Below are 20,212 nucleotides of genomic sequence, written 5' to 3' on the forward strand. Positions count from 1 at the left end.
ATCGCGTTTGGCCACCGCAGTGAGCAGGAAAGTCCGATTGCTGCGCCCCGCCGCTGATCGGCTTGGCGATCCTGACACGCATGTAAACAGATATGCAACAATATCGCCCGTGCAGAAATGTTAGATATCAAAAACGGACATATCGGAACCGTCAGTTGCAACTAAATAAAGTTGACCATGTAACATTTGACAGATTTCAGATTCGGGCAGACCTTTCGCGCCTGAAGTTGGGGGGAATTAGCCAGCTTCTGGCCGACCACTCGTCTATTTGCGAAATTACAGGCGTCGCAGCGCATACCAACTGACCCGTTGGCCGGCCATCCATAGAAAGGATGGTCCGATGAAGTACATCACGAAAACAACCGCATGCATCATGGCAGCCGCCATGCTGACCGTGTCAGCGCCCTCAGCGGCAGGGGACGATGAAATCGTCGTCGCCGCACAGCCGGGCATGACGACATGGGTCGGCAAGGTCTCCGAAGACCTTTCCGCGACCTTTGAACGCACCCGCATACCTTCGCTTAACGCTATTCCAAGCGACTATGCGCAAGTGCAGTTCACATGCGACGAAAACGGCAAGCCGGCGCAGATCGCGCTTGTCCGCAAGTCGCGCAGCGGCTGGATCGATCGCGCCGCATTGCGCGCGGTCCGCAGGCTGAAGACGATGCACCCGCTGCCCCAAAACGTCCGCGAAGGTCAGCTTTACCAGGCCGACTTCATCTTCGCGGAAAACGAAAGGGCCTATGACCGGGTCGCCGACGCGGTACACGAGAGCCATGCACGCATGCTCGCGTCCGAAGACCGGACAGTCATCGCGCTCGTGATCGCGCGCTCCGCAGGATAAGGGCCGCAGCGCGGCGACCCGGAAAACACAAGGGGCGGACGGACACCGCCCCTTTCTTCTGCATTCCTTGCATTTCTGACAGTAAGGACAGCTTACCGGCGCGGTCCCGCTCGTCCATTCACCGGTTCAACACAACCGCATGTGAATTGTCGGGAGAATAGAGGATGGGTATCGGGATTGCGAGGCAAAGGCTTCGCATCGGGGCGCTGGGCATTGGCAGCGCGGCGCTTGTAACGGCAATCGCTTTTGGCACGAGCGGGCTCAACGCCGCACCGCGCGACCAGCAGGGCGTGGCGGCAGACAATTACCGCGATCTCAGCACCCTGCCCCCGGAAACCAACGAACAGGGCGACAGGATCTGGACCGAGGTTTGCGCCGCCTGTCACGACACCGGCGTCGCGCGCGCACCGGCAAAGCTGATCGTTCAGCAGATGACGCCCGAGGCGATCTACAAGGTGCTGACCACCGGCATCATGGCGCCGATGGCCGGTTCACTGGACGACGGCGAGAAAAAGGTCGTCTCTGAATACCTCGCCGGTCGTCCGATGGGTACGTCCACGCCCACACCCGCGCCCCGGTGCGAAGGCGCAAAGGCAGGGTTCGATCGCGGCGCGCCGACCAGCTATCCCTTCTGGGGCGTCGATGCGGGCAACACCCACTTCGTTTCGGCCGAGATGGCGGGGATCGACGCGCAGAATGTCGGCGATCTTGAACTCAAGTGGGCGCTTGCCATCCCCAACGCCACGCGCGTGCGTTCGCACCCCGCCTTCGCCGGCGGCGCGGTGATCTTCGGCGGACAGGACAACACGGTCCGCGCCCTGGACGAGGAAACTGGCTGTCTGCGCTGGACCTTCGAAAGCGATGCCGAAGTGCGCACCGGCATCACGGTGCAAAGCTGGGACAAGGACGATCCCGACGCCAACCCGCTCGCCTTTTTCGGTGACGTGACCGGCAATGCCTACGCCGTCGAAGCCTTTACCGGAAAGCAGGTCTGGAAGATTTCCGCCGACGACCATTCGTCCACCACGCTGACCGGCGCGCAGGCCTATCACGATGGCGTGCTCTACATTCCGGTCTCCTCGCTGGAGGAAGGCGCGGCGGCCACGGACGGCTATCCGTGCTGTTCTTTCCGCGGATCGCTGCTCGCCGTCGATGCGGCGACGGGAGAGGAGAAGTGGCGCACCTACCTGGTCGAGGAACCGAAGGAAGGGTCGCCCGGCTTGCTGGGCAATGCCCTGATCGGTCCGTCGGGCGTGCCGATATGGTCGGCCCCGACGCTCGATCCAGAACGCGGCCGCATCTATGTCGCGACCGGCGACAACTACACCGGCCCCGCCACCGAAATGAGCGATTCGCTCGTCGCTCTCGACATGGAAACGGGCGCGATCGATTGGCATTTCCAGGCCTTTGAAGACGACGCCTGGAACGGCTCTTGCGAAGAAGCGGACCAGACCAACTGCCCCGAAGAGGACGGCCCCGACTACGATTTCGGCGTGAACCCGGTCCTCGCCAAGACGAAGGACGGCAAGGACATGATCCTGCTGGGCCAGAAATCTGGCGCGGCCTTCGGCGTCGACCCGGACACCGGCAAAATGGTCTGGAAAACGCAGGTCGGCCGGGGCGGGGTCGTGGGCGGCATCCATTTCGGCATGGCGGCGGTGAACGGCGTGCTGATCGTGCCGGTATCCGACGTTCCCGACGGGCAGGAATACGACATGGACCCGCGCCCGGGCATGTACGCGCTCGACATCGCGACCGGCGAATATGTCTGGCAGGCCCCGTCCGAAGATGTCTGCGAAGGGCGTTCGCTCTGCTATCCCGGCTATTCCGGCGCGATTTCGGTAACGCCGGACCTCGTCTTTGCAGGCGCCAACGATGGCCACGTCCGCGCCTATCGCGTGTCGGACGGCAAGGTCGTGTGGGATATCGACACGACGGTCGAATATACCGGCGTGAACGGCGAAAAGGGGCGTGGTGGTTCGTTTTCGGGCGGGTCGGCGCCGATGCCGCACAAGGGCATGCTGTTCATCACCTCGGGCTATGGCTTTTCGGGCAAGATGCCCGGCAACATGTTCCTCGCCTATGGCGTCAAGGATGACGCCGACACCGAATGAGCGGCCGGATCGAAGGCAAGGTCGCGCTGGTCACCGGCGCGGCCTCGGGCCTTGGTGAGGCCATCGTCAGGCGCTTCGTCGCCGAGGGAGCGAGCGTCGTTGTCGCCGACATCGATGAACCGGTAGGACGTGCGCTGGCCGAAGAACTGGGCGATGCGGCCAGCTTCCTCTCGCTCGACGTGACGAAGGAGGACCGCTGGATCGACGCCTTCGCGGCAATGGAAATCGTCCACGGGCGCTGCGACGTGCTGGTCAATTGTGCGGGGATCACCACGATGGGCAATGTCGAGGAATGCTCGCTCGACGCGTTCCGGCACGAACTGGACGTCGATCTGGCAGGTGTTTTCCTGGGCTGCAAACACGTCGTCCCGCTGATGAAGAAGACCGGCGGTTCGGTCATCAACATCGCCTCGATGGCGAGCATCCGGGCCAGCGACTACCTCGTCGCATACAACGCGGCGAAGGCGGGCGTAACGCACATGACGAAGTCTGTGGCGCTGCACTACGCGAAATCCGGTCACCAGATGCGCTGCAATTCGGTCCATCCCGGCGTGATCCGCACGCCGATCCTCGACAAGGTGCTGGAACAGTCGGACGATCCCGACGCGCTCTATGCCCAATGGGTCGCCGGGCACCCCATAGGTCGCATCGGTCGTCCCGACGAGGTCGCGGCGCTATGCCTCTACCTCGCCAGTGACGAAAGTTCCTTTGCCACCGGCGCGGAGTTTGTCCTCGACGGTGGCTCCTCGCTCTAGCGTCAGTCGGCCGGCGGGACTTCGGCGCGCAAGAGCCGTATCAGGCCCGCCACCATCGCCAGCAGCACCAGCGCAAAGGGCATACCGGTGACGATCGCCGCCGTCTGCAGCGCATCCGTGCCGCCCGACCACAACAGGGCACCGGCCAGAACGCCGATTGCGATGGCCCAGGTGACGCGCGGAATGAACCCTGCGTGCTGGTGCCCGCCCGATGCGATCATCGCGGTGACCAGCGCGCCGGAATCGGCCGAAGTCACGAAGAACGTGGCGACGATGATGATCGCGAGGCCCGAAGCGATCTGGGCGATGGGGTAGTGCGCCAGAAACGCGAACAGGGCGTCCGGCATCGATTGGTTCACCGCCTCCGACAGGCCCCCTGCCCCGAACAATTCGATATGCAATGCGCTGTCGCCGAAGATCGTCATCCACATGAACGTGAAAAGCGTGGGCACCAGCAGCACGCCGCTGATGAATTCGCGGATCGTACGGCCATAGGAAATGCGCGCGATGAAAATGCCAACGAACGGCGACCAGCTGATCCACCAGGCATAATAGAAGATCGTCCACCCGCTCTGCCAGTCGCCCGGCGTGTAGGTTTCCGTCCATGTCGAGAGGTAGATGAAGCGCTGGAAGTAATAGCCGATGTTCTGGACGAAGGCGTCCATCAGGAACACCGTAGGCCCGGCGATGAACACGAAAGCCGCCAAAAGCACTGCCAGCGACATGTTGATTTCGGACAACCTGCGGATGCCCTTGTCGAGGCCCAGCGCCACCGAAAGCGTCGCCAGGCCAGTTATGATCACGATCAGGATCGCCTGGACCATCCCGCCTTCGGGCAGCCCGAAGAGCAAGTTCAAACCGGCATTGATCTGCGCCGAACCAAAACCCAGCGATGCCGCCACGCCGCAGACCGTGGCGGTGATGGCCAGCACGTCGATCGCATCGACCAGCCAGCCCGGTACGCGGGGAAAGGCCGCCTGAAGGAACGATCCGATAGAAAGCGTCAGGTTCCGGTTATAGGCGATGTAGGCCAATGACAGCCCGATGATCGCGTAGATCGCCCATGCGTGAAGGCCCCAATGCAGGAACGTCAGGCCCATCGCGTGCTGGGCATTGCTGGCAAAGCCGCGCGGCAGGACTGCGTCGGGGTTCGAAAAGGCCGAAACCGGCGGGTTCGAAAAATGCATCACTGGCTCTGCCACGCCGTAGAACAGCAGGCCGATGCCCATCCCCGCGCTGAACAGCATCGAGAACCATGTCAGCATCCCGTAATGCGGCTTGGCCCCTTTGCCGCCCAGCCGCACGTCGCCCATGCGCGACACGGCAAGCCAGACCGCCGCGACGAGCAGGATATTGACGGTAAGTACCAGAAACCACCCGAAAGTGTGCGTCACATAGGCCTGTACCGCACCGAATCCCTTACCCGCGGCACCGGCGTTCAGCACCGCGAACAGTATCAAGGTCCCTATAAGTCCGATCGCCCCGAAGAATACCGTAGGTTTGAAGTTGTCGGAACTGCCCGAACCACCTGGTTGACTTGCCACCCGGCAATGCTCCCGAAAGTATGATTGCGATATTTACTTAGAAATAACGCAGAAAAGAACTGATCCGCGGCGCCCTGTGTCCGTGACGCCAAAGTATCACTACTGTTGCAGTGCAGCATCGGCATTCGATCCCGCTGCTTCTCCGTCGAATATGCGCTGTGTTGTGTTTATGCAACGCCAATATGATTATTCTGTAGATTGGCGCCCTGTCCGGTGGCCATCGCTTGAAAGCTTTCCTAGACGGCCGCCAAGGGTTGAGGACTCCCGCCCTCATCGTTGGGCATACTCTGCACATTGTTGCGGAGTGCGTATCACTTCGCCGACGTCCTCGCCCTGCCTGCGGACCAGCCCGGTCTGCCGAATGCACGATTGAAAACCAGCAGGGGAATGACAGTAATGACGAAGTTCAGCCGCGGCGCCTCCCTCGGCGCGCTGGCGATGGCAATCGCCGTCCCCGCCCATGCACAGGACACGCAAAGCCAGCCCGCCGACCAGCAGGGCGCACAGCGTAAGGGCGGCCTCAACGTCATCGTGGTCACCGCGACGAAGCGCACCGAAAGCCTTCAGGACGTGGCCGTTTCGGTCAATGCGCTTGGCGAGGACGAACTCGACAATCTCGGCGTCGATACGTTCGCCGACTATCTCGACCAGCTGCCCAGCGTCACCGCCGGTGGCAGCGGACCGGGGCAGAGCACGATCTACATTCGCGGCCTTGCCTCCACCACGCCGAACCTGACAACGGCGGGCGTCGCGGGCCTTGCCCCCAACGTCGCGATGTACCTCGACGAACAGCCGCTGGCTCAGCCGGGCCGCAACCTCGACGTCTATGCCGCCGATCTTGCGCGTATCGAAGTGCTCGGCGGGCCGCAGGGCACGCTGTTCGGCGCATCGTCGCAGGCAGGCGTCGTTCGCCTGATCACCAACAAGCCCAGCCTTTCGGGCTTTGCCGCCAAGGCCAAGGGCGAGACCTCGTTCACCAAGGGCGGTGAGACCTCCTACAAGGCAGAGGTCATGCTGAACTTCCCGGTCACCGACCGGCTGGCACTGCGCGCGGTCGCCTTCATGGACGATCAGGGCGGCTACGTGGACAACGTGGCCGGTCAGCAGACGCTTGAAGAAAGCGCCCGCTTCCGCCCCGCCGGCACGGTTCGTTCCAACGGCGTTCCGGTCAGCCCGCTTCGCGCCGGTTTCCAGAGCACGTCCGACCTTTCGGGCGTAAACTTCCTGGCGGCCGACAATGCAGGACTGGTCGAGGAAGACTTCAACGATACGCAGTACACCGGCTTCCGCGTCGGCGCGTTGTATGAAATCAACAACGACTGGACGCTGACGATCAGCCACATGCGCCAGTCGGTCGAATCCGACGGCGTGTTCTTCGCCGACCCGACACTCGACGGTCTCGATGACCTTGAAATCCAGCGGTACGAGGACGACCGTCTCGAAGACGATTTCTCGAATACCGCGTGGACGATCGAAGGGCGTCTGGCGATGCTCGATGTCATCTACACCGGCGCCTATACCGATCGCGAAACGCAGCAGCGGGTCGACTACACCGACTACCTCTTCGCCGGTCAGTACCTGCCGTATTACATCTGCGACGGTTCGGTCAGCTATCCGGGCGATGCCGCGCCCAGCGGTACGTGCCAGGCCCCGAACCTGTTCGTGACTTCGAACGGTTCGACCGAAGTGATGACGCACGAATTCCGCGTCAACACGCCGGCCGACAACCGCCTGCGCGCAACCGTCGGCGTCTTCTATCAGGACCTGAAACTGAAGGAGCGCAATGACTTCGTCTATCCCGGTAGCGAGCTTGCGCAGCCGTTTGGCGGCTTTGTCGATAACTTCCCGTTCCCGGGCGCCTACAACTCGGATGCGGGACCGTTCCCCTACGGCACGATCTTCCGCAACGACGTGAAGCGCACCGACCAGCAGTTCGGCCTGTTCGGCGAAGCCAGCTTCGACGTTGTCGAAGACCTGCTGAGCGTCACGCTGGGCGCGCGCTATTACGACGTCGAGGTCGACTTCGAAGGCTCGGCGAACTCGTCGTTCTGTAATGCGGGTGCGACAAGCGATGCCAATGCGTTCGGCACCAACATTTCGGACCTTTACGACGGTGACGGCCAGTACACCTTCATCGGTTCGTGCAACGCTGACCTGCGCCAGACGTTCAACGAAGGCGATAGCATCGACGACATCATGGCCGCGGGGCTTTCGCAGGCGCAGGCAACACAGGTCTTCAACGCCCTTGCCGCGCCCGACAAGGCCAAGGCCAGCGGCACGATCGTCAAGGGTACGATCACGCTGACCCCTGCCGACGACGTGATGTTCTACGCCACCTATTCGGAAGGCTATCGTCCGGGCCTGCTCAACCGTCCGGGCGGTGCGACCAACGGGGCGGGCTTCACCGTGCCGTTCGAGCTCGATACCGACGAGGTGAAGAACTACGAAATGGGCTGGAAGACCGAGCTGTTCGATCGCCAGTTCCGCTGGAACGGCAGCGCGTTCTATGTCGACATCAGCCGTCTGCAGACGACGATCTTCGATCCCAGCATCACCAACCTGTTCTTCTCGGACAATGCGGCCAATGCGGAAATCTGGGGCCTGGAAAGCGACTTTACCTTTGCGCCTTACGCGGTGCCGGGCCTGACGGTCGCGGGTGCGGTCTCGTTCCTCGATACCGAGATCACCAAAGTGCTGACCCCGACGAACGACGTGATCAAGGGCGAACCGCTCGCCTACGCTCCGGAGTTTCAGGGCAACCTTCGCGTACGGTACGAATGGGACCTGTCGGACAGCCTGACGGCACACGTCATGCCGCAGATGACCCATTCGGGTTCGAAGTACACGGACATCATCGAAATCAACAAACTGAAGCTCGACAGCTACACGACGTTTGCGATGTCTGCCGGTGTGACTGCGGACATGTGGTCGGCGGAGATCTTCGGTGAAAACCTGACCGATAAGCGCGCCCAGATCGCGGGCAGCTTCTATTACGATCGTGCCCGCATCACGACGAACCGCCCGCTGACGGTGGGCATGCGGGTTTCGTTCAATTACTGATCGACGCTAAACGCGCCGAAGGAGCGGCGGGCGGGCCATGGCCTTGCCCGCCGCTTCCTGTTTCTGGCAAGGCAAACGCATGACCCAGAGCCCCGACATCCCATCCGCGCTGAGCGACGCGCAAGCCGCGCTTAAGGATGGACGCTTCGATGCAGGGCTGCTTGCCGCGCAGTCCGCCTTGCAGGCAGAGCCGGAAAATACCGAAGCGCTCTACCTCGCCGCCGTTGCCGCGCGCTATGTCCGGCGTTTCGTCGATGCCGAGGCCTATCTTGCCAGCCTCATCGCACTCAGCCCCGAATATGGCCGCGCCTGGCAGGAACAGGCCCATCTTGCCCGCGCGAAGGGAGAGGACGCACGCGCCCTTGCCGACTATTCGCGCGCATGCCGCTACAACCCCGCGCTGGAGGCGAGCTGGCGCGCGCAGGCCGAACTGCTGTCGCTGGCCGGGCGCAGCGGCGAGGCTGCGGGCGCGCAGGCCCAGGCCGACAAGCTGCGCGCCATGCCGCGCGAACTGATCGCGGCAAGCAATCACCTTCACGAAGGGCGCCCTTTGCGGGCAGAAGAACTGTGCCGCCACTACCTGCGCCGTAACCCGCGCGACGTGGAAGGCATGCGACTCCTGGCCGAAATCGGACGCAGGCTGGGCATCCTTGACGACGCGGAATTCCTGCTGGAAAGCGCGCTCGCCTTTGCACCCGACGACGCGGCGCTGCGACTGGATTACGTGCAGGTCCTGCGCGCGCGGCAGAAGTATGCACGCGCCCGCGAAGAGGCCGAAAAGCTTTATGAACGCGACCCGGCCAACCCCCTGTTCCAATCGCACCTCGCCATCGAATCCATGCAGACCGGCGATTTCGACCGCGCCTTCGAGCTGTTCGACGCGGTTCTGGAAAAGCTGCCGTCGGACCCCGCCACGCTGACCTCGCGGGGTCATGCGCTGAAAACGTGCGGACGTCAGGACGAGGCGGTCGCATCCTACCGCGCGGCACTGCGCGCCAGCCCCGCGCATGGCGACACGTGGTACGCGCTGGCGAACCTCAAGACCTATTGCTTTACCGACGACGAAATCGCCGCGATGCGACAACAGGTCGAACGCCCCGATCTCGCCTTCATGGACCGGGTCCACATCCTCTTCGCGCTGGCCAAGGCCGAAGAGGACCGGAAAGACCACGCCGAGGCCTTCCGCCTTTACGAGGAAGGCAACCGCCTGAAACACCGACAGAGCGGATACAGCGCCGACCGGATGAGCGAGGAACTGCACCGTCAGGCCGAAGTCTGCACCCCTGCCCTGTTCGAGAAACATTCCGGCCATGGCCACGATGCACCGGACCCGATCTTCATCGTCGGCCTGCCGCGTGCCGGATCGACCCTGCTGGAACAGATCCTCGCCTCGCACTCGATGGTCGACGGGACACTGGAATTGCCCGACATCCTTGCGCTTGCCCACCGGCTGCGCGGGCGCAAGGCGGGTGAAAACCTCTATCCGCAAGTGCTGCACGACCTGACGACGGAGCAGCTTGAGAAGATGGGTCGCGGTTATATCGACAGCACGCGCATCCACCGACAGGGCGCGCCGTTCTTCATCGACAAGATGCCGAACAATTTTCGGCACGTCGGCCTCATCCACCTCATCCTGCCCAATGCCAAGATCATCGATGCCCGCCGCGCGCCGATGGATTGCTGCTTCTCCGGGTTCAAGCAGTTGTTCGCCGAGGGGCAGGAGTTCACTTACGGGCTGACCGAGATCGGCCGCTATTACGCCGACTACGTCGACCTGATGGACCATTGGGATAATGTCCTGCCCGGCCGTGTCCTGCGCGTTCAGCACGAAGACGTGCTCGACGATCTGGAAGGACAGGTGCGCCGGATGCTCGACTATCTCGGCCTGCCGTTCGAGGATGGCTGCCTCGACTTCCACCGCACCGATCGCGCGGTTCGCACCGCCAGTTCAGAGCAGGTTCGCCGCCCGATCAATCGCAGCGGACAGGGCGCGTGGAAACCGTTTGAACCCTGGCTCGGCGAATTGAAGGACGCGCTAGGCGCTCTCGTCTGAATGTTGTGAGGCCGGCTCCAGCGCGGCGGCGGCAGGCGTTGTGCGCGGCAGGATCTGGTAGGGCTGCTGGTCTTCGCCGGCCACCGCGTCGGACCGGTACATTCGCCACAGCGCAAAGCCGAGACCCGCCACGCCAAGCGCCGTCGTGAACAGGAACAGCCCCCTTGCCCCGAACGCGGCGATCGCCGCCGATCCCAGCAGCGGGCCACCCGCCGCGCCGCCTGAATAGAGCAGGATCAGCACGCTGCTCGCACTCAACTGTTCTTCTACCGTCAACCGGTCGTTCGCGTGGGCGACACAAAGCGGATAGAGCGAGAAGACGAACCCGCCGAACAGCGCGCCGACCGCGAATATCACCAGGTGATCGGTGAGCAGCGCGAGCACGAGCGAGGCCAGCACGATCCCGCCCAGCACCATGGCGATGACCAGGCGGCGATCGATGCGGTCTGACAGGCGGCCAAGCGGCCATTGCAGCGCGACACCGCCCGCGATCACCACCGACACGAACAGCGCGACATCGGACAGGGAAAACCCGCTGCGCCGCGCATAGAGCGCGCCGAGACCGTAAAAAGCGCCCATCATCACGCCGGTCAGCGTCACCCCTACCGTGCCCAGCGGCGATGTGCGGTACAGGGAGGGCAGCGAGAGGTGGTGCCCGTCATCGGGCAGCGGCGGACTGTCGATCTTGGTCAGGAGAACCGGGACCGATGACAGCGAAACCAGCATCGAGGATATCACGAAGGGCAACATCAACCCGGTATCGAGTTCCAGAAGGAACTGCCCCACCGCCTGCCCCGAATAGAGCGCGATCATGTAGGCCGCCAGGATCGCCCCCCGGCTCTGCGCATCGGCACGGTGGTTCAGCCAGCTTTCGAGACAGATGAAGACACCCGCGACACAGACCCCGTCGATCAGGCGCAGCGCGCTCCACAACACGGCGTTCTGGTAAAGCGAATAGAACAGCGTGCTGGACGACAGGACCGTGACCACCGTGGCAAAGCTGCGGATGTGCCCGACCTGCTTGATGACGTTGGTCAAGGTGAGCGAGCCCACCACCAGCCCGAAGAAATAGGCGCTGGCCATCAGGCCGACGACAGGCGCGGACGCACCTGCCGCTTCCATGCGCATGGCGAGCAGCGTGGGCATGAACCCGTTGCCCGCCATGAGGACGAGAACGGCGAGCAGGAGGCCCCTGATGGCAAAGACGCGGTCGATCATTGGGCGCCCCTTATTGATCCACCCCCGGTCCACGCAACCCTTGTAGCATGCCGCCCGGCGATAGTCCCAAACGGTCTATCGAACCTGGTCTTCCAAGGCGTGCATATCATCGTCCGACAGGCCGAAATGGTGACCGATTTCGTGCACCACGACATGAGTGACCAGCGCCTCCAGCGTCACGCCGGTTTCGCACCATTCGGCCAGCAGCGGTTGGCGATAGAGCGTGACCTGCGGCGGCATCGATCCCGAATGCCAGACCGATTGTTCGGTCAGGGGATGTCCGTGGTAGAGGCCGGACAAGTCCCACTCGCTCTCGATCTCCAGCGCGTCGAGCGTTTCGCGGTCGGCGAACTCCTCCACCCGGATCACGATATCGCCAAGGTGCTGGGCGAACGGTTCGGGCAGCCGGTTTAGCGCGGCAACCGCCAGCCGCTCAAACATGGCGGCATCGGGCGCCTGGCCCGCCATCAGGGGCGTGCGCCTTTCCCGATGGCGAACGGCGTCATGCCTGCTCAGGCTCGGTCCGCATCATCGCCTTGGCAATGAGGCGGCGGGTATTCTCGATCCCGTAGAGCGCGATAAAGCTGCCCATGCGCGGCCCCTGGCTCGATCCCAGCAGGGTTTCGTAAAGCGCCCGGAACCAGTCGCGCAGGTTATCGAACCCGAATTCCTCGCGCTTGCCGATCTCGTAAACGGCGGTCTGCAGGTCCTCTGCCGGGGTTTCGTCGTCGAAACCGCCCAAGGCGCGGTCCAGCGCGTTCAGTGCCTTCATCTCATTCGCAGCCGGAGGCCGCTTGACGAGGGTGGGCGCGACGAAATCGCGGTTGTAGGCCAGCGCCCGTTCGACCAGCACGTCGAGATCGGGGTGCGCCGCCGGGTCGGCATCGTGGATGTAGTTGCCGAGGTAGTTCCAAACCTGGTCGCGCGTCGCCTCTGCGCCCAGCACGGACACGAGATTGAGCAGAAGGCCGAACGTCACCGGCAGGCTGTCGCCCGCACCGGGCACTTGCGCGCCGTCATGCCCACCGTTCGCACCCAGCAGGTGCCACGCGGCATTGCCAAGTTGCTGCTCGATCGGCTGCGACGGGATCTTCTCGCGGAACTGCCAGTATTCGTCGACGGCCTTGGGAATGATGCCGACGTGAAGCTGCTTCGCGCTCTTCGGTTCGCGGAACAGGTAGAAGCCGAGGCTCTCCTCGCTACCGTAAGTCAGCCATTCCTCGATCGTCAGGCCGTTGCCCTTCGACTTGGAAATCTTCTCTCCGTTCGCGTCGAGGAACAGTTCGTAGATCATGCCCTCGGGCTTACGCCCGCCGAGGATCTTGGCGATCTTTCCCGACTGCGTGACGCTGTCGGTAAGGTCCTTGCCGCACATTTCATAGTCGACGCCCAGCGCGACCCAGCGCATGGCCCAGTCGACCTTCCACTGCAACTTGGCCTGCCCGCCAAGGATCGACTGCGTCACGCTCGTGCCGTCGCTGTCCTTGAAGCTGACCGTTCCCGCTTCGGCATCGACCACGGTGACCGGCACTTGCAGCACCTCGCCCGTGGTCGGGCTGACCGGCAGGACCGGCGAATAGGTCGCGCGGCGTTCTTCGCGCAAGGTGGGCAGCATGACGCCCATGATCGCGTCGTAGTGGCGCAGGACGTTCTTCAGCGCATCGTCGAACTGGCCCGAATTGTACCGGTCGCTTGCCGCGATGAATTCGTAGTCGAAACCGAACCGGTCGAGAAATTCGCGCAGCATCGCATTGTTGCGGCCGCCGAAACTGTCGTTCGAACCGAACGGATCGGGAATGCGCGACAGCGGCATGCCGAGATGTTCGGTCAGCATCTCCTTGTTCGGCACGTTGTCCGGCACCTTGCGCAGGCCGTCCATGTCGTCCGAAAACGCCACCAGCCGCGTGGGATGCCCGCCGGTCAGCACTTCGTAAGCGCGGCGGACGAGCGTCGTGCGCAGGACTTCCTGAAACGTCCCGATATGCGGCAGGCCCGACGGGCCGTACCCGGTTTCGAACAGCACCGGCACCAGATTGCCATCGGCGTCCCGCTTTCCGTTGGGGAAGCGTTTGGCGAGCCGCTGGGCTTCCTGAAAGGGCCAGGCCTTGGAGTTTGCGGCGGCGGTCTGCAGCTGTTCTTGCGTCACGGTTTCCATGCCGCGTGCATTGGCCGCGAAAGCGGCTTTTCGCAAGGGCTGTCATTTCGTGGCGGAGCGCTTACCTTGATCGTCGATACAATTCAGGAGGCCGACGATGCGCAAGGGACTGATCGCTTTGATGGGGGCCATGACGATGACCGGTTGCGTCACCGCCGAGGATGGTGAGGACATGGCCCTGCCGGTCTGCCCGGTGGAAACGCGCGGGTGGGAGGCGTGGGTGAACGCCATGCCCGGCCCCGATGCGACCCCGACCCTGATCGTGATGGGAGAGGCGCTGATGCCCGAAAAGGCCACCGCCGTCCTGACCGCGGGGCCGACCGACCGCATGATGCCGCCCGGACAGCGTGTCGCCCTGTCAATAGAGCCGTCCGACCGCGCCGCCGGGTGGGACCAGGTCCGGCTGGAGATAAAGCCCGCCCTGCCCGAGTATTCGAGCGTGGTGATCGGCTGCGGCGGGAATACGATCGCGACCATTCAGCCCGTCATGGTCGCGCAATAAGCCGCCGCCGTGAAGAAGAAGGACTACGAAGACGCGCTCGACACGCTGGCGCTCGAACTGGTCGGCATGGCGCGATGGGCGCGGGCGAAGGGTGAGCGGATCGTCGTCATCTTCGAAGGGCGCGACACCGCCGGCAAAGGCGGCGCGATCAAGGCGATCCACGGCACGCTGAACCCGCGCCAGTGCCGCATCGCCGCCCTGCCCAAGCCCAGCGAGGACGAGAAGACGCAGTGGTATTTCCAGCGCTACGTCGCGCACCTGCCGTCGGCGGGTGAAATCGTGCTGTTCGACCGCAGCTGGTACAACCGCGCCGGGGTCGAGAAAGTCATGGGCTGGGCCAGCGAGGACGAGGCGCAGGCCTTTTTGCGCGCCGCGCCGATCTTTGAAAAGATGCTGGTCGACGATGGCATCCGCCTGTTCAAATACTGGCTCACCGCCAGTCAGGAGAGCCAGGAGGAACGGTTCCGCGAACGGCTGGACGATCCGCTGAAACGCTGGAAACTTTCGCCCACCGACATCGCGGCCCGCGATCTTTATGCCGACTATACCGCGGCGCGGGAGAGGATCTTTGCCGAAACGCACACGGCATGGGCGCCGTGGACGGTGGTGGACTTCAACGACCAGAAGCGCGGGCGGCTAACGCTGATCCGCCACTTGCTGGACCGCCTGCCCGACACCCATGTCGAGCCGGAGCCGATCGCGTGGACCCCATTGGGCCACGAACCGCTGACCGAGGATTTCAGGACATTGCACCCGATCGAGGATTACCCGGTCGAGGACTGAAACGCGCCATGCCGCAGGTGACAGGGGCGAACCCGTGTCACCCGGCGCATGAAGCCAGAAGCACTACCCTCGCAAGAACGCGCGGGGGCAGGTAAATACCCCGCGCGCGGCCCCGCCGATCAGCGCACGTTGCTATAGATCGTGTTGGTCAGGTAGCTGGCCTGCTGGACCGACGCGGCCTCTTCGGTCAGCGGACGGACACGCTGCGGCCTTTGCGCCTCTTCCCTTGCCAGCACGGGAAGCTCCTGCGCCTCGCGCCGGTTGTAGGGCCGTTGACGCATATCCCCCTCGGCAAAGACCGAGACGGGCCGCATCGACGCGGCAACGTCGGCCTTGATGCGCGAAGGCGTATCGGATTTGGCAGAGATCTGCGGCCCCGGCGCTACGAGAAGCAGGGCGGCGGCAGTGATGGTAAACATGGCAATCCCCCGTGTTGCTGACGGAGGTATATCACGCGCCCCCGAGTCGGGCCGCGTGATTTGGGTCACGGCGAAATACTTGGAAAATGACTATTTGCTCTGTCACTTTGGCCTAGATCGATTGACGACCCGCCGCAGTGGCTTTTGCTCTAAGGCGAGATTTTATGTAGCCGTCTTCCTTACGGAACGCGTAAAGAAAAACGATCATTCCTGCAATAATCGCTAGAATGGACAAGATTGAATCTTTTTTCGGAAAATCAGGCACCAAGCAATCGATTGAGATAGCGAAGAAATAGAGAAACCCTGATGTGAAGAAAGTCCGATATAAACCAGCATTGGCAACAAGAGTTTCTAGCTTCGGATCTTTCTCCTCAGCAGTTACAAACGCATCGTAATCTTTTTTTTCGAGAAAACTAACAGATCGAAGAAGCGGATCAAGGCATAGTGATCCAAGACGATTAGCCGTCACTCCGACTACAAATGCGACAAGCAAAAACGCCCCGAGTTCGTGAGGGCTTGGAATCGGGTATCCGCTATAGTGCAAGGCGTATGAGAGCGCCGCCCCCGGAACCAGATTTGCAACTAAATTATAAGCGTCAAGCTTATCGAACATGAACCCCTACTCAATGCTCAGTGTCACGAGGTGGGAAAGGATCGCGTTTGCCGATTGTATCCTTGCTCCTGATCTTTCCGTTAAGACCATGAGTGTTCAGCTCACCACCGCCAGAGTTACGAAGCATGCCTTTGGCGGCGGATTCCGCCTCACGCTGGGTTCTGTGGATTGAAGAAGCCCGGCTTGCACCATGCTTCTTGTTAACCCAATTCCCATCAGAGTTTCGATACACGGACCGATCGTTACTCGACATACTTCACTCCTCTTTTTACTCACTCCGCCGCTTCGGTATCCCCGAACAGGCCCGGACCGTCGTCTTCGGCATCGTTGGCTTCGGCGCCCTTGGCGGCCTTGCGGCGGTTGTCGAAGTTGGACCACACGGTGTTCCAGTCGCCCGTGGTCGCGCCCTTCGAATATTCGGTCGCGCGGGTTTCGAAGAAGTTGGCGTGTTCCACCCCGTTGAGCAGCGGCGTCAGCCACGGCAGCGGGTGTTCCTCGATCATGTAGACCGCCGGCAGGCCGAGCTGCGACAGGCGCCAGTCGGCGATGTAGCGGATGTAACGCTTGATCTCGTTCGCGCTCATCCCCGGAACCGGGCCCTGTTCGAAGGCCAGGTCGATGAAGGCGTCTTCCAATCGCACGGTCTTCTGGCACGTGTCGATGATGTCTTCCTTCACCGCCTTCGTCAGGCAGCCGCGTTCGGCGCAGAAGGCGTGGAACAGGCGGGTGATCCCTTCGCAGTGCAGCGATTCGTCGCGCACCGACCACGACACGATCTGGCCCATGCCCTTCATCTTGTTGAAGCGCGGGAAGTTCATCAGCATCGCGAAGCTAGCGAAAAGCTGCAGCCCTTCGGTAAAGCCGCCGAACATGGCCAGCGTGCGGGCGATGTCTTCATCGTTGTCGACGCCGAACTGCTGAAGGTAGTCGTGCTTGTCCTTCATCTCCGAATATTCGAGGAACATGCCGTACTCGCTTTCGGGCATGCCGATCGTGTCGAGCAGGTGCGAATAGGCGGCGATGTGGATCGTCTCCATGTTGGAGAACGCGGCCAGCATCATCTTCACCTCGGTCGGCTTGAACACGCGGCCGTACTTTTCGTGGTAGCAGTCCTGCACCTCGACGTCGGCCTGCGTGAAGAAGCGGAAGATCTGCGTCAGCAGGTTGCGTTCATGGTCCGACAGCTTCTGCGCCCAGTCGCGGCAGTCTTCGCCCAAAGGAACTTCCTCGGGCATCCAGTGGACCTGCTGCTGCCGCTTCCAGAACTCGTACGCCCAGGGGTACTCGAACGGCTTGTAGGTCTTGCGGGCTTCGAGCAGCGACATGGGCGATATTCTCCGTTCGGGTGCGAGTCAGTTCGGGCGTCGAGCCACAAGATATAGCATGGCATCGCCGCTCCGTTACGTACCGGTAGCGTCTTTTCCCCAGCGGACACGCGGTTATCCACGGCGCGTTTTCACCCGTATTCCCGATATGGGGACTTGCCCTGCCCGCTTCCAGACGGCGCGCGAGTCGCTCTTGGTTAACGGCCTGCCGCAGCGAATAGGCCGCTCGTCGCGAAGCGGGCGTAAATCGTTCGAATGCGGCGGAAATCGGGCACTTTGGACGGAACGGAGCGCGCTATCGGCGCGTTTATGTTACAAGCCGGCCGAGGGTATCCACCCCTTTGCCTTCGGCCGGTCACCCATCCCACTTACAGGAAGGAGTGCATGACATGAGCATTGCAAGCCAGATCAAGGAACACATGACAGTCATCGGCGCCGACGGCGCCCCCGTCGGCAAAGTCGACAGTGTCGAGGGTGAGCGTATCAAGCTGACCAAGGACAGCACCAGCGCGGGCTTTACCCAGGAAACCCATCACGGCCACCACCACTACCTGCCGCTCGGCCTCGTCGCCGACGTGGAAGGTGACACGGTGCGCCTGTCGGCAACCGGCGCGAACGCGGCGGAACTGTTCGAGCAAGAGGCCTGAGCCTTACCCGCATGACGCGATTGGCCGACCGGCCATGACGAAACGCCCCCGGCCGCACCCGCGGCTGGGGGCTTTCGTTTGGCTGGCTTCCATCTGAAGGGCTCTTACTTTTTAGCCGAAAGCTTCCTGCGAAGGCCCGCCATCAGCCTGCGGGCCGACCGTGCGTCCAATGCCCAGCCCGATCCCTGCAAGTGCTGCAACCGCTTCGCGCCTATTGCCGCGATCTGCGCCTCGTCCAGTTCCTCGCCCAGCCATGCCAGAAGCGGGGCGAAACCTTCGGGCTTTCCGTCGTAGTCGGCGTGGTCGATCAGGAAGGTGCGGCGCGGCTCTCTTGCGTGGAATTGGCGATACCAGCGCGTCGCCTCGTTCAACTGTGCGCGAGCGGTGTCGGGATCGCGGTCCTTCCACCAGCCGGAGCGCAGCGTCTTTTCAACGTCGCGCGTGTTGAACACGATCCGGGCATCGGGGAAGGCATCGAGCATGAAGCGCATGGCATGGTGAAACCCGGCTTCGTCGATCACTTCGGGCAAGTATCGGATTTCCTTGAAGCCGGTAACCCGCGTTCCCGGCGGCGGGCAGAGCACGTCGTTCGTGAATGCCGCGGCAAGCGACGCGGCAAAGGCATCCGGGTCCAGCGTGTCGATCCCGAACCACGGGGTATCCGGGCCGTCGGCAAGGTGGCCGAAGCGATCGTGGGAATCGCGCACGACATGGGCCGCCTGCGCCAGCGCGTTCAGCGCCCCGCCGTTTTCCCCGCGAATGCAATAACCGGGGATCGCGTTCAGCAGGTTGGTCAGCGCGGTCGAACCCGACCTGCCGAAAGTCACCACGAATAGATGCTGCAAGATACCTGCCCCTGCCCTCGCTCACGCCGGTGCGTGCCAGTGCCGCATATCTCGGCACAGGCATGGCACCATTGCAAGGGCAGCGGCGGGCTTGTCCGCCTACTTCCAGAACCAGCGCGGGGAGAGCCGGCGGCTTTTGCGGTTGCGCCACATCTGCACGTAGAGCCAGATACCCGAGAAGCTGAAAAAGATCATCGCAAGGCCCGAGAGGACCGAGATCGCGGTACCGATCGGCCCGAAAGTCTCGCCCGAATGGAGGTGATGGAACAGGCCGACCATCGAACGGATACCGCTCGTCGCGCGTGGAGGGCTGCAACGCCAGCCTTCCGGGCATTCGAACCCTTGCGGAGGCGTGGCCAAGGCGGCCACTGCCGGATCGGGCGCGCCCTGGGGCCAAAGCACGGCCACCTGGCTCAACACGCCGGTGACCGCGATCCAAAGCAGGAAGATACCAAAAAAGACCGAAAGCCACCGGTGCCATTTACGCATTTAACGCCCCTTCGTTGAAATAGTTCGAAATCCGCTTGGCGCGCTAATTCATGGTTGCCGCTGCATAAACCATCGAACTGTCGCAGTTTGTAACCGGGAGCAGGGTTACCGCCGGATTAGGCATGATTTTCGGAATCGGAATAACCACCCTTTTTTGCGCATCGTTCAAACCCCGCTGCCAATATCGTCCGTGCGTGATCGCAAATGCACGAGACCAGGAAGAAGGATGAACGACATGCTTGAGAAACTTGGAGTGAAAAGCGGAATGGCGGTCTACGACGCGGCCGGCCAATCGCTGGGTGCCGTCGAAACCGTGGGCGAAAACGACTTCACCGTTGGTGCGAAGGGCTACACTGTGAACGACGTCCAGATGGTCGAGCCAAGCGGCATCTACCTGTCGGTCAAGTAAGCCCCTCCTTCCTACGCAGCCGATCGGACGGACCGCAAGGCACCCCCCCACCCCTACTCCGCAGGCCCCCACCCCACGAGGCGTTACGCTAACGCGTCGAGGCGTGGACCCGATCACCGATCTGTCCGTTAATATAGTAAATACAGACAGATAGGAGTTTTTATGTTTGAGAAGCTGCGCATCAAGGAGCACATGGAAGTCACCAACATCAACGGCCAGCACATCGGTACCGTCGATGAAGTCGAAGACGACCGTATCAAGCTGACAAAGTCGGATTCGAGTGACAACATGCACCATTTCGTCGCGCTCGACGATATCGACCGCATCGACGACAATCGCATCTACCTGAAGGCGATGGCGATTATCCCAGAGGGCGTCGCCTGACGCTTACAGACATACCCAGAAAAGCCCGCGCCATCCTGACGGCGCGGCGCGAA

At 62.4% G+C, this 20,212-nt stretch carries 20 protein-coding genes; 10 read left to right on the forward strand and 10 right to left on the reverse strand.

The window, feature by feature from the left end; genetic code table 11:
- The first annotated feature begins 340 nt into the window (after nt 1–340).
- From FAX90_RS05545 to FAX90_RS05555, 3 genes are all read left to right on the forward strand, one after another.
- Nucleotides 341–844 (forward strand): energy transducer TonB, encoded by a 504-nt coding sequence (locus FAX90_RS05545; protein ID WP_144096251.1) that lies wholly within the window; start codon nt 341–343, stop codon nt 842–844.
- 164 nt (nt 845–1,008) lie between these two features.
- A complete protein-coding gene (locus FAX90_RS05550) occupies nt 1,009–2,958 on the forward strand; it encodes an outer membrane protein assembly factor BamB family protein (RefSeq protein ID WP_144096253.1) in 1,950 nt (649 codons plus the stop codon).
- Nucleotides 2,955–3,713, forward strand: a complete 759-nt coding sequence (locus tag FAX90_RS05555) for a glucose 1-dehydrogenase (protein ID WP_144096255.1) — start codon at nt 2,955–2,957, stop codon at nt 3,711–3,713. The genes FAX90_RS05550 and FAX90_RS05555 overlap by 4 nt, the downstream gene beginning before the upstream one ends.
- A 2-nt stretch (nt 3,714–3,715) precedes the next feature.
- On the opposite strand, the gene FAX90_RS05560 is transcribed toward FAX90_RS05555, so the two are convergent.
- Entirely contained in the window at nt 3,716–5,257 is a 1,542-nt protein-coding gene (locus FAX90_RS05560) for a BCCT family transporter (protein WP_144096256.1), read from the reverse strand.
- A 387-nt stretch (nt 5,258–5,644) separates the two neighbouring features.
- Between FAX90_RS05560 and FAX90_RS05565 the strand changes: the two genes are divergently transcribed.
- Both FAX90_RS05565 and FAX90_RS05570 read left to right on the forward strand, forming a co-directional pair.
- Nucleotides 5,645–8,317 carry a TonB-dependent receptor gene (locus FAX90_RS05565; protein ID WP_338080248.1) on the forward strand — a complete coding sequence of 891 codons (2,673 nt, stop codon included), beginning with the start codon at nt 5,645–5,647 and terminating at the stop codon, nt 8,315–8,317.
- Nucleotides 8,318–8,396: 79 nt separating this feature from the next.
- The gene (locus tag FAX90_RS05570) at nt 8,397–10,370 is read left to right on the forward strand and encodes a tetratricopeptide repeat-containing sulfotransferase family protein (RefSeq protein WP_144096258.1); all 1,974 of its coding nucleotides are present in this window, start codon (nt 8,397–8,399) and stop codon (nt 10,368–10,370) included.
- On the opposite strand, the gene FAX90_RS05575 is transcribed toward FAX90_RS05570, so the two are convergent.
- The 3 genes from FAX90_RS05575 to FAX90_RS05585 form a co-directional block, all read right to left on the reverse strand.
- A complete protein-coding gene (locus tag FAX90_RS05575) occupies nt 10,353–11,588 on the reverse strand; it encodes an MFS transporter (RefSeq protein WP_144096260.1) in 1,236 nt (411 codons plus the stop codon). The genes FAX90_RS05570 and FAX90_RS05575 overlap by 18 nt on opposite strands.
- Before the next feature lie 75 nt (nt 11,589–11,663).
- Nucleotides 11,664–12,056 (reverse strand): metallopeptidase family protein, encoded by a 393-nt coding sequence (locus FAX90_RS05580; protein WP_144096262.1) that lies wholly within the window; start codon nt 12,054–12,056, stop codon nt 11,664–11,666.
- A gap of 34 nt (nt 12,057–12,090) precedes the next feature.
- A complete protein-coding gene (locus tag FAX90_RS05585; protein ID WP_144096264.1) occupies nt 12,091–13,743 on the reverse strand; it encodes a lysine--tRNA ligase in 1,653 nt (550 codons plus the stop codon).
- A 97-nt stretch (nt 13,744–13,840) separates the two neighbouring features.
- On the opposite strand from FAX90_RS05585, the gene FAX90_RS05590 reads away from it, so the two are divergent.
- A complete protein-coding gene (locus FAX90_RS05590) occupies nt 13,841–14,245 on the forward strand; it encodes a hypothetical protein (protein WP_144096265.1) in 405 nt (134 codons plus the stop codon).
- Between the two features lie 9 nt (nt 14,246–14,254).
- Nucleotides 14,255–15,028 (forward strand): polyphosphate kinase 2, encoded by a 774-nt coding sequence (gene ppk2 / locus FAX90_RS05595; protein WP_144096267.1) that lies wholly within the window; start codon nt 14,255–14,257, stop codon nt 15,026–15,028.
- A 119-nt stretch (nt 15,029–15,147) separates the two neighbouring features.
- Here the strand turns inward: ppk2 and FAX90_RS05600 are convergent, their stop codons facing one another.
- The 4 genes from FAX90_RS05600 to FAX90_RS05615 form a co-directional block, all read right to left on the reverse strand.
- Nucleotides 15,148–15,447 carry a hypothetical protein gene (locus FAX90_RS05600; RefSeq protein ID WP_144096269.1) on the reverse strand — a complete coding sequence of 100 codons (300 nt, stop codon included), beginning with the start codon at nt 15,445–15,447 and terminating at the stop codon, nt 15,148–15,150.
- 112 nt (nt 15,448–15,559) lie between these two features.
- Complete coding sequence (locus FAX90_RS05605) at nt 15,560–16,060, reverse strand: hypothetical protein (protein ID WP_144096271.1); 501 nt, start codon at nt 16,058–16,060, stop codon at nt 15,560–15,562.
- A gap of 10 nt (nt 16,061–16,070) precedes the next feature.
- Entirely contained in the window at nt 16,071–16,313 is a 243-nt protein-coding gene (locus FAX90_RS05610; protein WP_144096273.1) for a DUF2188 domain-containing protein, read from the reverse strand.
- A 19-nt stretch (nt 16,314–16,332) separates the two neighbouring features.
- Entirely contained in the window at nt 16,333–17,385 is a 1,053-nt protein-coding gene (locus tag FAX90_RS05615) for a ribonucleotide-diphosphate reductase subunit beta (RefSeq protein WP_144096275.1), read from the reverse strand.
- Between the two features lie 389 nt (nt 17,386–17,774).
- Between FAX90_RS05615 and FAX90_RS05620 the strand changes: the two genes are divergently transcribed.
- Complete coding sequence (locus FAX90_RS05620) at nt 17,775–18,032, forward strand: DUF2171 domain-containing protein (protein ID WP_144096278.1); 258 nt, start codon at nt 17,775–17,777, stop codon at nt 18,030–18,032.
- A gap of 104 nt (nt 18,033–18,136) precedes the next feature.
- On the opposite strand, the gene FAX90_RS05625 is transcribed toward FAX90_RS05620, so the two are convergent.
- Together FAX90_RS05625 and FAX90_RS05630 are read right to left on the reverse strand one after the other, a co-directional pair.
- Nucleotides 18,137–18,859 carry a sulfotransferase gene (locus FAX90_RS05625; protein WP_170234876.1) on the reverse strand — a complete coding sequence of 241 codons (723 nt, stop codon included), beginning with the start codon at nt 18,857–18,859 and terminating at the stop codon, nt 18,137–18,139.
- A gap of 117 nt (nt 18,860–18,976) precedes the next feature.
- The gene (locus tag FAX90_RS05630; RefSeq protein WP_144096281.1) at nt 18,977–19,366 is read right to left on the reverse strand and encodes a PepSY domain-containing protein; all 390 of its coding nucleotides are present in this window, start codon (nt 19,364–19,366) and stop codon (nt 18,977–18,979) included.
- 226 nt (nt 19,367–19,592) lie between these two features.
- Here FAX90_RS05630 and FAX90_RS05635 point away from each other — a divergent pair, with 226 nt between their 5' ends.
- Nucleotides 19,593–19,775 carry a hypothetical protein gene (locus FAX90_RS05635; protein ID WP_144096283.1) on the forward strand — a complete coding sequence of 61 codons (183 nt, stop codon included), beginning with the start codon at nt 19,593–19,595 and terminating at the stop codon, nt 19,773–19,775.
- A gap of 162 nt (nt 19,776–19,937) precedes the next feature.
- The gene (locus FAX90_RS05640; protein WP_144096285.1) at nt 19,938–20,159 is read left to right on the forward strand and encodes a DUF2171 domain-containing protein; all 222 of its coding nucleotides are present in this window, start codon (nt 19,938–19,940) and stop codon (nt 20,157–20,159) included.
- Nucleotides 20,160–20,212 lie beyond the last annotated feature (53 nt).

Origin of the sequence: Croceicoccus sediminis (genome assembly GCF_007570835.1) — a bacterium.
In the GTDB taxonomy this organism is placed as follows: domain Bacteria; phylum Pseudomonadota; class Alphaproteobacteria; order Sphingomonadales; family Sphingomonadaceae; genus Croceicoccus; species Croceicoccus sediminis.

Coding starts and splice junctions, on each gene's coding strand:
- FAX90_RS05545 (WP_144096251.1), top strand. CDS start 341: ATGAAGTACATCACGAAAACAACCGCATGCATCATGGCAGCCGCCATG.
- FAX90_RS05550 (WP_144096253.1), top strand. CDS start 1,009: ATGGGTATCGGGATTGCGAGGCAAAGGCTTCGCATCGGGGCGCTGGGC.
- FAX90_RS05555 (WP_144096255.1), top strand. CDS start 2,955: ATGAGCGGCCGGATCGAAGGCAAGGTCGCGCTGGTCACCGGCGCGGCC.
- FAX90_RS05565 (WP_338080248.1), top strand. CDS start 5,645: ATGACAGTAATGACGAAGTTCAGCCGCGGCGCCTCCCTCGGCGCGCTG.
- FAX90_RS05570 (WP_144096258.1), top strand. CDS start 8,397: ATGACCCAGAGCCCCGACATCCCATCCGCGCTGAGCGACGCGCAAGCC.
- FAX90_RS05575 (WP_144096260.1), bottom strand. CDS start 11,588: ATGATCGACCGCGTCTTTGCCATCAGGGGCCTCCTGCTCGCCGTTCTC.
- FAX90_RS05580 (WP_144096262.1), bottom strand. CDS start 12,056: ATGGCGGGCCAGGCGCCCGATGCCGCCATGTTTGAGCGGCTGGCGGTT.
- FAX90_RS05585 (WP_144096264.1), bottom strand. CDS start 13,743: ATGGAAACCGTGACGCAAGAACAGCTGCAGACCGCCGCCGCAAACTCC.
- FAX90_RS05590 (WP_144096265.1), top strand. CDS start 13,841: ATGCGCAAGGGACTGATCGCTTTGATGGGGGCCATGACGATGACCGGT.
- FAX90_RS05600 (WP_144096269.1), bottom strand. CDS start 15,447: ATGTTTACCATCACTGCCGCCGCCCTGCTTCTCGTAGCGCCGGGGCCG.
- FAX90_RS05605 (WP_144096271.1), bottom strand. CDS start 16,060: ATGTTCGATAAGCTTGACGCTTATAATTTAGTTGCAAATCTGGTTCCG.
- FAX90_RS05610 (WP_144096273.1), bottom strand. CDS start 16,313: ATGTCGAGTAACGATCGGTCCGTGTATCGAAACTCTGATGGGAATTGG.
- FAX90_RS05615 (WP_144096275.1), bottom strand. CDS start 17,385: ATGTCGCTGCTCGAAGCCCGCAAGACCTACAAGCCGTTCGAGTACCCC.
- FAX90_RS05620 (WP_144096278.1), top strand. CDS start 17,775: ATGAGCATTGCAAGCCAGATCAAGGAACACATGACAGTCATCGGCGCC.
- FAX90_RS05630 (WP_144096281.1), bottom strand. CDS start 19,366: ATGCGTAAATGGCACCGGTGGCTTTCGGTCTTTTTTGGTATCTTCCTG.
- FAX90_RS05635 (WP_144096283.1), top strand. CDS start 19,593: ATGAACGACATGCTTGAGAAACTTGGAGTGAAAAGCGGAATGGCGGTC.
- FAX90_RS05640 (WP_144096285.1), top strand. CDS start 19,938: ATGTTTGAGAAGCTGCGCATCAAGGAGCACATGGAAGTCACCAACATC.